This window comes from Thermosynechococcus sp. HY596 (genome assembly GCF_030518715.1).
GTDB lineage: Bacteria > Cyanobacteriota > Cyanobacteriia > Thermosynechococcales > Thermosynechococcaceae > Thermosynechococcus.
In genome coordinates, this window is the sequence record NZ_CP130346.1 from 425,299 (window position 1) to 438,571 (window position 13,273).

General features: G+C 54.5%; 12 protein-coding genes. 9 read left to right on the forward strand and 3 right to left on the reverse strand.

Annotation, left to right across the window (positions count from 1 at the left end):
• Positions 1–7 precede the first annotated feature (7 nt).
• The gene (locus QYC28_RS02155) at positions 8–1,888 is read right to left on the reverse strand and encodes a hypothetical protein (RefSeq protein WP_302679758.1); all 1,881 of its coding nucleotides are present in this window, start codon (positions 1,886–1,888) and stop codon (positions 8–10) included.
• 244 nt (positions 1,889–2,132) lie between these two features.
• On the opposite strand from QYC28_RS02155, the gene QYC28_RS02160 reads away from it, so the two are divergent.
• The 5 genes from QYC28_RS02160 (at position 2,133) to QYC28_RS02180 (ending at position 7,848) form a co-directional block, all read left to right on the forward strand.
• Positions 2,133–3,071, forward strand: a complete 939-nt coding sequence (locus QYC28_RS02160; protein WP_399375234.1) for a DMT family transporter — start codon at positions 2,133–2,135, stop codon at positions 3,069–3,071.
• A 62-nt stretch (positions 3,072–3,133) separates the two neighbouring features.
• The gene (cpdA, locus tag QYC28_RS02165) at positions 3,134–3,919 is read left to right on the forward strand and encodes a 3',5'-cyclic-AMP phosphodiesterase (protein ID WP_302679760.1); all 786 of its coding nucleotides are present in this window, start codon (positions 3,134–3,136) and stop codon (positions 3,917–3,919) included.
• A 69-nt stretch (positions 3,920–3,988) separates the two neighbouring features.
• On the forward strand, positions 3,989–5,674 hold the full coding sequence (locus tag QYC28_RS02170) for a B12-binding domain-containing radical SAM protein (RefSeq protein ID WP_302679761.1): 1,686 nt from the start codon (positions 3,989–3,991) through the stop codon (positions 5,672–5,674).
• A 117-nt stretch (positions 5,675–5,791) separates the two neighbouring features.
• Positions 5,792–6,136, forward strand: coding sequence for a helix-turn-helix transcriptional regulator (locus tag QYC28_RS02175; protein WP_149817764.1), 345 nt, complete (start codon positions 5,792–5,794; stop codon positions 6,134–6,136).
• Positions 6,137–6,216: 80 nt separating this feature from the next.
• On the forward strand, positions 6,217–7,848 hold the full coding sequence (locus QYC28_RS02180) for a CTP synthase (RefSeq protein ID WP_149817766.1): 1,632 nt from the start codon (positions 6,217–6,219) through the stop codon (positions 7,846–7,848).
• On the opposite strand, the gene QYC28_RS02185 is transcribed toward QYC28_RS02180, so the two are convergent.
• A complete protein-coding gene (locus QYC28_RS02185; protein ID WP_286626411.1) occupies positions 7,831–8,091 on the reverse strand; it encodes a FeoA family protein in 261 nt (86 codons plus the stop codon). The genes QYC28_RS02180 and QYC28_RS02185 overlap by 18 nt on opposite strands.
• Positions 8,088–10,265, reverse strand: coding sequence for a CHASE2 domain-containing serine/threonine-protein kinase (locus QYC28_RS02190; RefSeq protein ID WP_302679762.1), 2,178 nt, complete (start codon positions 10,263–10,265; stop codon positions 8,088–8,090). The genes QYC28_RS02185 and QYC28_RS02190 overlap by 4 nt, the downstream gene beginning before the upstream one ends.
• 384 nt (positions 10,266–10,649) lie before the next feature.
• On the opposite strand from QYC28_RS02190, the gene QYC28_RS02195 reads away from it, so the two are divergent.
• The 4 genes from QYC28_RS02195 (at position 10,650) to QYC28_RS02210 (ending at position 13,246) form a co-directional block, all read left to right on the forward strand.
• The gene (locus QYC28_RS02195; RefSeq protein WP_149817772.1) at positions 10,650–11,690 is read left to right on the forward strand and encodes a LysR family transcriptional regulator; all 1,041 of its coding nucleotides are present in this window, start codon (positions 10,650–10,652) and stop codon (positions 11,688–11,690) included.
• A 106-nt stretch (positions 11,691–11,796) separates the two neighbouring features.
• Positions 11,797–12,066 carry a 30S ribosomal protein S15 gene (gene rpsO, locus QYC28_RS02200; RefSeq protein WP_149821602.1) on the forward strand — a complete coding sequence of 90 codons (270 nt, stop codon included), beginning with the start codon at positions 11,797–11,799 and terminating at the stop codon, positions 12,064–12,066.
• A 5-nt stretch (positions 12,067–12,071) separates the two neighbouring features.
• Positions 12,072–12,536 (forward strand): PAM68 family protein, encoded by a 465-nt coding sequence (locus QYC28_RS02205; RefSeq protein WP_149817774.1) that lies wholly within the window; start codon positions 12,072–12,074, stop codon positions 12,534–12,536.
• 152 nt (positions 12,537–12,688) lie between these two features.
• Positions 12,689–13,246, forward strand: coding sequence for a methanogen output domain 1-containing protein (locus QYC28_RS02210; RefSeq protein WP_302679763.1), 558 nt, complete (start codon positions 12,689–12,691; stop codon positions 13,244–13,246).
• Positions 13,247–13,273: the final 27 nt, after the last annotated feature.

Here is a 13,273-nt window from a genome sequence, read left to right on the forward strand (position 1 = left end):
GCGATCGCTAGGGGGTAGCCGTTGGTTCGGGGTCTGCTGCTGGCGGTTGAATGGGTGTCGGCGTCGGGGCAACCGTGGCCTCAGGTGTCGGTGCAGGACTGGCAGGGGTAGGAGCAACGGTGGTTTCAGGGGTGGGCGTAGGCGTTGGAGATGTCTCAGGTGTCGGCTTAGGAGCAGCAGTGGCTTCAGGGGTGGGTGTGGCCGGCGGCACTGATTCTGGTTCGGTTACTGGTTCAGAAGTCCTTTCAGGGGGACTGGGGGGGCTTTCCCACCAAGCGGGCGTGGGTGCTGCCTGTTGACGTTGGCGCACGCTGAGTTCATAGTCCCACTGCCAGATGCGATTGAGGGCTTCACGGTAGAGAGCGCGATCGCGACCAATTTGCTCAGCGGTTTGAATGGCTTCCTCTAGTTTGCCTTCCCGTGCCAAGCGAATCGCTCGATCGAGAATCGGACGATCCTCAATTTCTTCCAGTTTTTCCTGCCACTCGTTGCGGTAGTTGGCCACTACAGAAGCAAGCATAGCATTGTTGGGGAAGTATTGCAGAACCCCTAGGGCGGCCTGATACTGTTTCTGTTCTGCGAGGGCGATCGCCGCATGGAGCAAGGGCTGCTCATCAATCGTACGCAGATCCCGCTGCCAAAGGGCAATCAAACCTTGGGCTTGACCCCGTTCCGGCTGACCAAGGGGCACCTGCCGAGCTTGAGCAATGGCCAAGGCATACCCCCAGCGCAGATGAGAATTGGCGAGCCACGATGCCCACTGAAGATGCTGCTGGTTGCGCAACTGCTGCTGCCATGTCTTGAGGTAGGCCTGAGCCGATGCATAGAAGGGATCCGTGGTGGGAATCTGCTGCACGCGAGCGATCGCTTCCCAGTAGCCCAAAACCGTTCCCTTGGCCGCAAGGGCTTTGGCCTGCCCCAAGATGACAATCGGGCGATCGTGGTAGGACACATCGAGAGCGGGGGCAATTTTTTCAATGAGGGCTAGGGCACCCTCGCGATCGCCGGCCGCTAGGCGTTCTTCAGCGTACACAAACACTTCGGGAATCCAACGGCGAATATCCGCTTGGGCTTGGGAATAAACAACCGCCTCGGGGGGAATTTGCAGAGCCAGCATGACCGCCTCGGCCAGTTCATTGGCTGTTAACCAAGCCGCCAAATCCCGTGCCTGTACCAATTGCACCCACGCATCCTGTTCTTGGGAGATACGCACCGAGAGCTTTTGGGCCTGTTCGCGCCAGTAGTCGGTGCCCAACTGGTTCATCAGTTTCACTTGCAGTAATGCCAGCCCCCAATCCTGCTGGCGCAGTGCCGCCTCCGCCGTGGCCAACAAGTTTCCCCCTTCTCCCACATTGGTTGCGCTCAGTAGCTCTTGGGCTTGGGAGTAGCTGGCTGCAGTGGTGGGGATTTTTTTCAGCAGCAGCGTTGCCAGTTCGATGTTGCCTTGGCTCAACTGTTGGCGGGCAATCACGAGTAGGGCGGCTGACCATTCATCCACGCGCCGCTTCGCTTGGGGAAAAAGGGGGTGATCTTCGGGCCACTGACCGACGGTTTCAATGGCTTGAGCAACAGAGGGTAAGTTGCCGTGGAGGGCGGCTTGATCGGCACAGTAGAGGCGATCGCCATCGCTCATGACGAGGCCGGGGCGACGACAATCGGGCAAGGGGGGTAAAACCAATAGCCAAGCACTGGCGGTCATCAGGGTTGCGCCGGAGATTAAAAAGGGGATGAGCCAAGGCCACCCCTCATAGGCCATGAGTCGTTGGCGGTAGGTTTGCCAGCGGGAGGGCAGAGATGCAGTGACTGTTGTCCCCACAGGGGCGATCGCTAGCTCCGCTGACTTAGGAACCCGCCGCAACCACCGTTGCCAAACCTCTAGTGCTTTCATTTCCTGCTGCGGCTCCTCACCCACTGCCTCAAATTTCCCTAGGATACTAGGGAGGTCGTTAGAACTTTTATAGCAAATCAACTTGGCAATTCCCTCCTGAAGTTGCCGTTTCCCACGGCAGGATTATAATTTAAGGATACGAATCGCAATAATCCTTAACATTTCTCCTGATTTTGCAACGCCTGTGACCGCACTCTGGCAACGCTTGATTTTAATCTCCCCCTTTTTCTTTTGGGGAACTGCCATGGTGGCCATGAAAGAGGTGATGCCCCATACCTCGCCGCTGTGGGTTGCCGGTGTGCGCCTTGTGCCCGCAGGCCTTCTGGTGTTAGCGGTGGCGATCGCCCTCGGTAAGCCCCAACCCAATAGCTTACGGGCGTGGGGATGGATTAGTCTTTTTGCCCTTGTGGATGGCTTTTTATTTCAGGGGTTTCTGGCCACTGGCTTAGCAAAAACGGGAGCCGGGCTGGGTTCTGTCATGATTGACTCCCAACCCCTTGCAGTGGCATTGCTGTCCCGCTGGCTATATCAAGAGCGCGTTGGCGGCTGGGGCTGGCTGGGGCTATTTCTTGGCTTAGTGGGCATTAGCGGTATTGGTCTAGGCGATGATCTCTTGACGTTGCTCCATCAACCCAGCGCATGGCAAGGTATTCCTTGGGGACAGTGGTGGCAGCGAGGTGAACTGTGGATGCTGTTGGCTGCTCTCTCAATGGCCGTGGGAACCATTCTCATGCGTCCCTTGGCACGCTATACAGATCCCATTGTGGCTACCGGCTGGCACATGGTCTTGGGCGGGTTGCCCCTCTTGCTCTTGCCGAGCCTGAATACCCCAGCACCTTGGGCGGCTCTACAGTGGCCGGATGTCTTTAATTTGGGCTATGCCACCCTCTTCGGTAGTGCCCTGTCCTACGGTGTCTTTTTCTATTTCGCTGCCAAGGGGAATCTGACTAGTCTCAGTGCCCTGACCTTTCTCACCCCAGTATTTGCCCTCACCTTTGGGCATTGGTTCTTAGGGGAAACCCTGAGTCAGGTTCAGTTGGTGGGGGTGGGGCTAACGCTCATGAGCATTTACATCATCAATCAGCGCCAAGTGCTGGGGCGGTGGTGGCAACAACTCCCCTTACCCGCCCGCTTGCGGGAATCGGCAACTTCGGTCAGCGTTAAAGTAGTCGATCAAAAGTAGTCGATTAACCTCAGTCAAATAGGTCGGTTTCCTGCCCAGCGTCCCCACACCCCAGCAAGTCTATGAATGATCCCTTTCACCTGATCCAGTTATCAGATCTGCATCTATTTGCCACAGATGAAGGCAGACTCCTTGGCCTGCCCACGGCTCAATCCCTAGCTGCTGTTTTAGGGGTAATTCACCGTCATGCCCCTGCTGCCCTGCTGTTGACGGGAGACTTGGCACAGGAACCCGTTGCCACCACCTACGACCGTTTGGCCACTGCTTTCAGGGACTTTACCTGTCCCGTATATTGGATTCCCGGTAACCATGATGAACCAAGGGTAATGCTGCCGGCGTTGGAACGTCCGCCGCTGAGGGGCGATCGCCAGATCAATCTTGGGACTTGGCAAGGCCTGCTCCTCAGTTCCCAAGCGGATGGCAAAGTCCATGGTGAATTGCGTCCTGAAACCTTAAGCTGGCTAGAGGCAACCTTGAGTCGCGCGGGCGATCGCCCCACATTCATTGCCCTGCACCATCCCCCCTTTGAGACCGGTGCCCCTTGGCTCGACAGTAGCCGCCTACAAAACCCTGAGCACCTTTTTGCTGTCTTGGATCGCCATTCGCAGGTGAAGCTTGTCCTCTTTGGTCATATCCATCAGGAATTTGCCACCGAGCGGCAAGGGGTGACGTATCTCGGCTGCCCCTCCACCTGTATCCAGTTTTTGCCTCGCGCCCCTGAATTTTCCCTTGAACCCATTGGTCCCGGTTTTCGTCATCTGTTGTTATACCCCGATGGCACCTTTAGAACCCACATTGAACGGGTCGAGATTCCCCTCACCTTGGACTTTAGTGCCAAAGGGTACTAAAACCTAGGCGATAGCCGCATTTGTAGGCTATACCTATTGAAAAGTGCGTGTAGGTAGGAGTGGTGGGCTATGAACCTCAGTCGGAACACCGATGAGATTAAACTGGTTCCCGAGATGACCGGTGGTCGAGTCCCCTATACCCCCCGCAACCATCGCCGTATTCTCTGCATTTTCCCCCGCTATAGCCGCTCCTTTGGTACGTTTCACCACGCCTACCCCCTCATGGGCACGGTACGCGCCTTTATGCCACCCCAAGGGATTTTGTTGGTGGCCGCCTATCTTCCAGACTCTTGGGAAGTGCGCCTGATTGATGAAAATGTACGGCCAGCAACCGATGCTGACTATGCTTGGGCTGATATTGTCATTACTAGCGGCATGCACATTCAGCGGCCACAAATTTTAGAAATCAACGACATTGCCCATCGTCACGGTAAACTCACTGCCCTCGGCGGGCCTTCGGTCTCCAGTTGTCCGGAGTACTATCCCGATGTGGATATTCTCCACCTAGGGGAACTGGGGGATGCCACCGATAAAATGATTGCTTACTTTGACGAGTACGGCAGCCAGCGCCCGCCCCAACAACTGATCTTTGAAACCACGGCACGGTTACCCTTGAGTGAATTTCCTGTGCCTGCCTACCAGCACGTGCGCATGGAAAATTACTTCCTCGGCAGTGTGCAGTTTTCCAGTGGCTGTCCCTTTCGCTGTGAGTTTTGTGATATTCCCGAACTCTATGGCCGCAATCCGCGCCTGAAAACGCCGCAGCAAATCCTCAAGGAACTGGATACAATGCTGGCTTCAGGAAATCCGGGGGCGGTCTATTTCGTTGACGATAACTTTATTGGCAATCGCCGCGCCGTCATGGAACTGCTGCCCCATCTGATTGACTGGCAAAAGGCCAATGGCTACCCGCTGCAATTTGCCTGTGAAGCGACCCTGAACATTGCCCAAAGCCCAAAACTTCTAGAAATGATGCGGGAAGCCTATTTCTGTACGATTTTCTGTGGCATTGAAACCCCGGAACCTGAAGCGCTCCACGCCATCCACAAGGATCAAAACCTAAGTATGCCGATTTTGCAGGCGGTGCAAACCCTCAATCGTTACGGCATGGAAGTGGTTTCTGGGATCATTATTGGCTTTGATACCGATACACCCCAAACGGGCGATCGCATTCTTGAATTTATTCGCGCTTCCCACATTCCCACTCTGACGATTAACCTGCTGCACGCCCTACCCCGTACCCCCCTCTGGCGTCGGCTGGAAGCAGAAGGCCGCCTCAACCATGACGAAAACCGCGAATCCAATGTTGAGTTCCTGATGCCCTACGAAGAAGTAGTGGAAATATGGCGCCGCACCATCACCACCGCCTATGAACCGGAGTTTCTCTACGAGCGGTTTGCCTATCAAATGGAACACACGTATCCCAACCGCATTGCAGTGCCGAATAGCCCAGCTCGCCTCAGCCGCGAAAATATCCTGCGGGGACTGCGGATCATGAAAAATCTCCTCTGGCACGTGGGGCTTTGGGGGAGCTACCGCAAGACGTTCTGGAAGCTGGCAGGGCCTGCCCTGAAAAAAGGCCAAATTGAACAAGTGATCCACGTGGGTGTGGTGGGGCATCATCTGATTAACTTTGCCCAAGAATGTGCCCGTGGTGATGAGGCGGCGTCCTTCTATGCCCAACGGCTACGGCAAAAAAACACAACGGCCACCTCGCCCAAATCGGCCATCAAGTTGCCAGTGAAGCTGCGCTAACGCTCCTCGCAGCATTCCCCATCCCTAGGATGGGCTGCTTTATTTACTGTACAGTCATATAATAGAGTTATTAAGCTAAGTTATCTTGATCTGTGTCTCTAGTGTGCGATATCCCCTATGGTTGACCTCCCCTCCCCTGACTTGCTCACCCACGTTGCCGAGTATTTCAAAGTGCTGTCGGAACCGAGTCGCCTGCAAGTGCTCTGTGCCCTAAAACAGGGACGGCGCAATGTCTCGGAGATTATTCAGGAAACGGGGTTGGGGCAGGCCAATGTCTCAAAGCACTTGAAAACCCTTGCTCAGGCGGGTCTGGTGCGGCGACAACCCCAAGGGGTTACCGTCTATTACGAAATTGCTGACCCGACGATCTTTCCGCTGTGTGATCTGGTGTGCCAGCGGCTGAGGCAGCGCATTGAGGAGCAATCCCAAGTCGTCAAGGAATTGGTGCACAATTTCTCCTAGGCGCCATGCCCCAATATGCGAGAATAGTTGCGTAGGTTTTGATGAGTATGGCCTCTGCGGCTTAGCACTAGCATTCAGCAATGACGAAATATGTTTTTGTGACTGGCGGTGTCGTCTCCAGTATTGGGAAAGGAATTGTCGCCGCTAGTCTGGGGCGTCTATTGAAATCGCGGCAGTATTCCGTGTCAATTCTCAAGCTTGATCCCTATATCAATGTGGATCCGGGCACAATGAGTCCCTTCCAGCACGGGGAAGTGTTTGTGACCGACGATGGTGCCGAAACGGATTTGGACTTGGGGCACTACGAGCGCTTTACGGATACACCCATGTCCCGCCTCAATAGCGTCACGACGGGATCCATTTACCAAGCGGTGATTAACAAAGAGCGACGCGGCGACTATATGGGGGGAACGGTGCAGGTCATCCCCCACATTACGAATGAGATTAAAGAACGCATTCTACGGGTGGCGAAGGACAAAAACCCCGATGTGGTGATTATTGAAATTGGGGGAACCGTTGGCGATATTGAGTCGCTGCCCTTTCTAGAGGCCATCCGTCAGTTTCGCACGGAGGTGGGGCGGCACCATGTGCTGTTTATGCATGTAACCTTGGTGCCTTGGATTCCCTCGGCAGGGGAGATGAAAACAAAACCCACCCAGCACTCGGTCAAGGAATTGCGCTCCATTGGGATTCAGCCGGATATTCTGATCTGTCGTTGCGATCGCCCCCTTGTACCGGGCATCAAGGAAAAGCTCTCCCAATTTTGTGATGTCCCTGTGGAATGTGTCATTCCCTCGCCGGATGCCAAAAGTATCTATGAAGTGCCTCTGCTGCTTGAGCGCGAAGGGTTAGCCACCCAAGTTTTGAGTCTTTTGAACTTGGAGCAACGGCAACCGGATCTCAGTCAGTGGCAGGCTCTGGTGGAGCGGCTCTACCGTTCCCATACCCCCTTAGAGGTGGCGATTGTGGGCAAATATGTCCGCCTCAGCGATGCCTATCTTTCGGTGGTGGAAGCCCTGCGGCACTCGGCGATCGCCCTTGATCAGGAACTGCGTATCCGCTGGGTCAACTCCGAAGAAATAGTTGAAAATGGCGTAGAAAATGCCCTCAGCAATGTCGCGGCGATTGTTGTGCCGGGGGGGTTTGGTATTCGCGGCGTCGAAGGCAAAATTGCAGCCATTCAGTACGCCCGTGAGCAAGGAATTCCCTTTTTGGGGTTGTGCTTGGGGATGCAGTGCGCGGTGATTGAGTGGGCACGCCATATTGCCGGTTTAGAAAATGCTAACAGTGCTGAGTTTGATGCCAATACCCCCCATCCGGTGATTCACCTGTTGCCTGAACAGCAGGACATTGTGGATTTGGGGGGAACGATGCGCTTGGGCTTGTATGCCTGCCGCCTAGCCCCCAATTCCCTTGCCGAAAAGCTCTACGGCGAAACGGTCATCTACGAGCGGCACCGCCATCGCTACGAGTTTAACAATGCCTATCGCAGCCTCTTTTTAGAAACGGGCTATCAAATTACAGGCACCTCTCCTGATGGCCGCTTAGTAGAAATTATCGAGTATCCGGCTCACCCCTTCTTTATTGCGGTGCAGTTTCACCCCGAGTTTCGTTCCCGCCCCAATGCGCCTCATCCTCTCTTTTACGGCTTGCTGGCAGCGGCAGCCAAGAATTCTAATCGTGACAATTCACAGTTAGTCCCAAGCCTCTAGATTTCGCAGCGGTTCCACAAGGATAGTGCTGGCATCTGTTGCCCGTATGGCCACATCGGTCAGGGCACCCACCCGTACGGCCAAGGTTTGACTGAAGGGGGCACGACGCAACAGGGTGACGGTTTGGCCGACGGTAAACCCCACGGCAGCAAGGCGCCGTTGCCAAGCGGGGGTTCCCTCAATGGCAGTAATCCGCGCCGAAGTACCAAGGGGGAGGTCAGAGAGCACCACAGGATAATTCATGAGACGGGTGAAGCAGGTGTCGCCAAGCGCCGGACCTCTTGAAGGGCTTCCTTGGCGGAGGGGTAGCGATCGCTAAAGTTAAATTTCACCATCTTATTGAGCACTGCCGCTAGACCTTCACTCACTGTGACACACTGCTGCCAATCCACTTCACCCGTGCGCGGATCTCGCGGTAGATCGCGGGGTTTAATACCCGTTAAAGCCTGCAGCACAATCATGCTGACAGCGTAAATATCACTGCTGAGGGTGGGCTGACCGGAGAGCTGCTCTGGCGGAGCATAACCCATCGTACCAATGACCACGGTGCTCCCTTGGGTTTTCTCCACTTCTTGGGGTTGAATTTGCTTCACTGCCCCAAAGTCAATCAGCACCAGCTTGCGATCGCTGGCACGGCGAATAATATTATCGGGCTTAATATCGCGGTGAATCACATAGTGACTGTGGACAAAACTCAGCACTTCCAAGATTTCCCGTAGGAGTTGAATGGCCTCAGCTTCCGTGTGTTTGCGTTGCAGTTCCTCACTTAGGGAAGCACCATCAATAAACTCCTGCACCAGATAGAATTCCTGATTTTCCTCAACATAGGCCAGCAAGAGGGGAATTTGATCGTGGCGTCCTAGCTTTTCAAGGATTTCTGCTTCGGTATGAAAGAGCCGTCGCGCCACCTGCATAAAGCGCTCATCGGTGCGTCCCGGTCGCAAATGCTTGACCACACAGAGGGGGTTCCCCGGTCGCTGGGTATCCTGAGCCAAATAGGTGCGGCCAAAGCCCCCTGACCCCAAGACTTTTTGGATTTTGTAGCGACCACTGAGGAGAGAACGGGGTTTGCCGGTAATTTCTGTGGGTTCTCGCAGGGCTGCATTGAGGGCTGCCGTATCCTCGGCCATCAGCGATCGCAACAGTGCCAAGGCTTTTTCCTGTTCCTGTACTTTTTCTTGGAAAGATTTTTGCTCCTGCTGCGCCTGATAGCTAACGTAGCCGACCATACCCATACTGCTGAGCACTAGGGCGATCGCCGGCGGCACCACGGGAATCCAGCCACTCCCCATGACAAAAATGCCAAAGCCACCACCAAAAAGGACAATTAGCCCCCCCACTACCGCGCCCCCCAACCCCAGGGGTTGCCGCAACCACCAGCCAAGGACACTGCCCACCCCAGCCCACAGCAGAATCCAGCCGAGCACCACTGGCAGCGGCCAATACCAAATGGGACTTTCGCCGTCGAGAGCCGCACTCAGGAATTGACTCACCATCTGGCCATGGACAACCACCCCCGGCATTTGCTGCGTCACAGCATCACTACCGCTATAGGGGGTGAGGAAAATATCCTTGATGCTCGGCGCAGACACCCCAATCAAAACGACGCGATCGCGAATCAGGTCTTCGCTCACTCGTCCGGTCAGTACATCCGTTAGGGAAACCGTTGGCCCCACTGCGTTGCGTGAGCGGTACTTCAGCAGGGTTTGCATGCCGCGATCGTCCACCCCCACATAGCCACCGGCATCGCTGCTGAGGAGGGGAAAATGCACATCATTGAGGGTCAAACCCTTGTCATCGAGTTTGATAGTCTGAGCGGGGTCTTGTTCTAGGTAGCGCAGTGCCAGCATCAAGGCAAAGGAAAAGGGCGTTGTACACCGCTGTGCTTTAGGATTGCTGATCACAAATAGATTGCGGCGAATGACACCATCGTTATCGAGGGGGATATCGGCAAAGCCCACTCGCTCTGGCACCTGTGCTGCGGGAATACTGGGTGGTGGTGGCACTTCGGGTTGCTCCGCTGTTTCCCCCGTTGATTTGCACACTGGAATAATGCGCGGGTTGATGCGAATCATGTTTTGCAACTCGTCGTGGCCGGGGGGGTGGGGCAAATCGCGGAAAATATCCAAGCCAATGGCACGCGGGCTAGCGGCATTAAGGCGGGTGAGGAGATCGGCAACGGTAGCATCCGGCAGGGGCCACGTTTTTTGGGCTTGAATGTCCTGCTCCGTCACCAGCACCGTCAGGATACGCGAATCAGGGTCACGGGCGGGTTGCGATCGCACATAGAAGTCATACAGACTCAGTTCCGACGGCTGAAGCAGTCCCAGTTGGCGCACACCGATCACCACAGCGGTTACTCCCAGTGTGGTGGCAACAACCGGCATCGGCAGCCATTTTGGCCAAGGGTAGGGCACGATTTCAACTCCTCGCGCAATTGTGCAGCGGCGCCCCGAGAGCATCGCTAGACCGATTTTAGCGAACCGCCATCTTCCCTTTCCGCTGCTGCTAGGGGATGAGCAACGGGATAGGGGGTTAAGAAGCAGCCAATAGAGGCAACTGTTCTCTTGGTGCTAGATGGCGATCGCTCGCTCCCCAGCGCAATAATGTAACAACATGTAACAAAAGTCAGCGATCGCGCGGGGGAAACTGAACCCTTACAATAGGTTTCAGATGTGCTATTTTGCGTCACTGGCAAGCCAAACTCAGCTTTCTTGTGCGGGGATAGATATCAATTGGGCATGATTCCTGATAAGTTCAGAAAAACGCCTCTTAGTGGCACGCCTATGGCCTCAATGCCTATGTCCGAACTGCCCTTTTCCCTTGATCAATTGCGAATCCTGAAGGCGATCGCCCTCGAAGGAAGCTTTAAGCGAGCCGCTGACAGCCTTTACGTCTCCCAACCCGCAGTGAGTTTACAGGTGCAAAACCTTGAACGCCAACTGGATGTTCCCCTCTTTGATCGCGGGGGACGCCGTGCCCAACTCACCGAAGCCGGACAACTCCTACTGGCCTACGGCGATCAAATTCTCTCCCTGTGCCATGAAGCCTGCCGTGCCATCGAAGACCTACAAAAATTGCAGGGGGGGACATTGATCATTGGAGCCAGCCAAACCACCGGCACCTACCTGATGCCCCGCATGATTGGCCTGTTTCGCAGCAAATATCCCGAAGTCGCTGTTCAACTCCATGTGCATTCCACCCGCCGCACCTGCTGGAGTTTGGTCAACGGTCAAATTGATCTAGCAATTATTGGCGGCGAAGTCCCCTCAGAACTGAGCGAGCAAATTACCATCACCCCCTATGCGGAGGATGAACTGGCACTGGTCTTACCCGTGGATCATCCCTTGGCTAGTGCCGAAACCCTCACCAAAGAAGACTTGTACAAGCTGGGCTTTATTGCCCTCGATGCCCAATCCACCATTCGCAAGGTGATTGATCAGGTGCTGCAGCGCGCCAACATTGACCCCCGCCGCCTGAAGGTGGAGATGGAGCTGAATTCCATTGAGGCGATTAAAAACGCCGTGCAGTCGGGCTTGGGGGCTGCCTTTGTCTCCATTTCCGCCATTGAGAAGGAGTTACAACTGGGGAGCCTGCGGCGGATAGGTATCGAAAATGTGGTGGTGAAACGCACCCTGTCACTGATTACCAATCCCAATCGCTACCGATCGCGGGCAGCCGAGGTCTTCTGCCGTGAAATTCTCACCCAATTTGCCACCTTTGCCATTGATACAGAACTGACAACGGCCAAGTCCCCCATCTCCGATAGTGAAAAACCCCTTAAGGAACTGCTGACGATCGCCCCCCTTGAGGAAAACAGCACCAATGTCAGTAATTCTTAGGGCAACGCAGTGGCAGCCAACAGGCAGAATAGTCGCGCTCAGGAGAGTTTATTATTTCAAAAGATCGGAGTATGATAATAGATCGCGCTATTCATAACTGATGACCATGGCCCTGCAACACGACGTTAAACAAGAAATCATCAACACCTACCAGATTCACGGTACCGATACTGGCTCTGCGGATGTCCAAGTTGCCATCCTCACAGAGCGGATCAAGCAGCTTTCTGAGCATCTCAAGGCGAATAAAAAAGATCACGCCTCTCGCCGAGGACTGCTGAAAATTATTGGCCGTCGCAAGCGGCTACTGGCCTATATCCATCGCCACGATGCCCAGCGCTATCGCCAACTCATTGAACGTTTAGGAATTCGGGGTTAAAGACAATGGCAAAACGGTCGGATCTGCCTTTTGAGCCTAAAAAGAAAAAAGGAGCAACCAAGCCTGCCAAAGCTCCTGCTGCCGCAGCCGTCCGTTCTAATGCCCCAAAATCCCCAGCCAAGCCAGCCAAAAAAAGTACAGGCATTCCAGAAATTGTCAGCCAACGCATGGTTACCCGGATGGCAATCTGCTGCGGTACCCCCACGCTTTTGGGATTGATGACGTTTCCCCTCAGCTATTTCATTGTCCATGAGGGCTGGTTTAAGTTGCCTAATGTGGCCGTTGTCATCGCTAGTCTCGGTCTCTTTGGCCTTGGGGCGCTGGGGCTGAGCTATGGGATTCTTTCTGCCTCTTGGGATGAGCACGAGCAGGGAAGTTGGCTCGGTTGGCGAGAATTCCGCACCAATTTTGGTCGTGTGATCGAGAGTTGGCAGGCCTATCAAGCCCAGCGATCGCAAAATGCCGAGTAAGCGCACCCCTTGAGGCGAGGAGTAGCTTCTGATTAAAAAATCAAAAAAGTATAAAGAATTCTTGATAAATTCTAGTTGCTTTTCTCGATATTATTTACTATACACTCATATAGCGAGGGTCGCTTAACCGCGGTTCCCTGAGGACATTACCCATGACAGCCACTGAACCGTCCCCTGTTGAGACTCCCATAGAGATAGGGAATCTGCAAATCAGCCTACAGTCCTCGAGCTTTCTGCAAAGTTTGCTGGGGTTGGTAGCGGAGACGCTAGAAGATGTCGTGGGTCTCGATGATGCCTCTGGGTTTATTGCCCTTGTAGGGCAGCAAATGGGCAATCAAATCAACGCTCTCTACACTCAAGCCCTTGGCGATCGCCCCCTTGATGCCAAGACGATTGCCCAAATTCTTGTGGATCTCAAAAATCGCATTGAAGGGGGATTTTTCCTGATTGAGCAGGATGAGGAACGTATTATCTTAGGGAATCAGCGTTGCCCCCTTGGCAGTGGCGTGGTGGGTCATCCCTCGTTGTGCATGATGACCTCAAATGTGTTTGGCGTGATTGTGGCGCACCATTTGGGCTATGCCAAGGTCTGTATTGAAAAGGCGATCGCCAATGGGGATCAAGGGTGCCACGTGGTGATCTATACCCAACCTACTGCTGCGGCCTCAGCGGCCAAGGGGCGAGAATACTATCGCATTGAGTCAGTCTAAGCCAGTCAAGTCCTTACATTCCGGCGG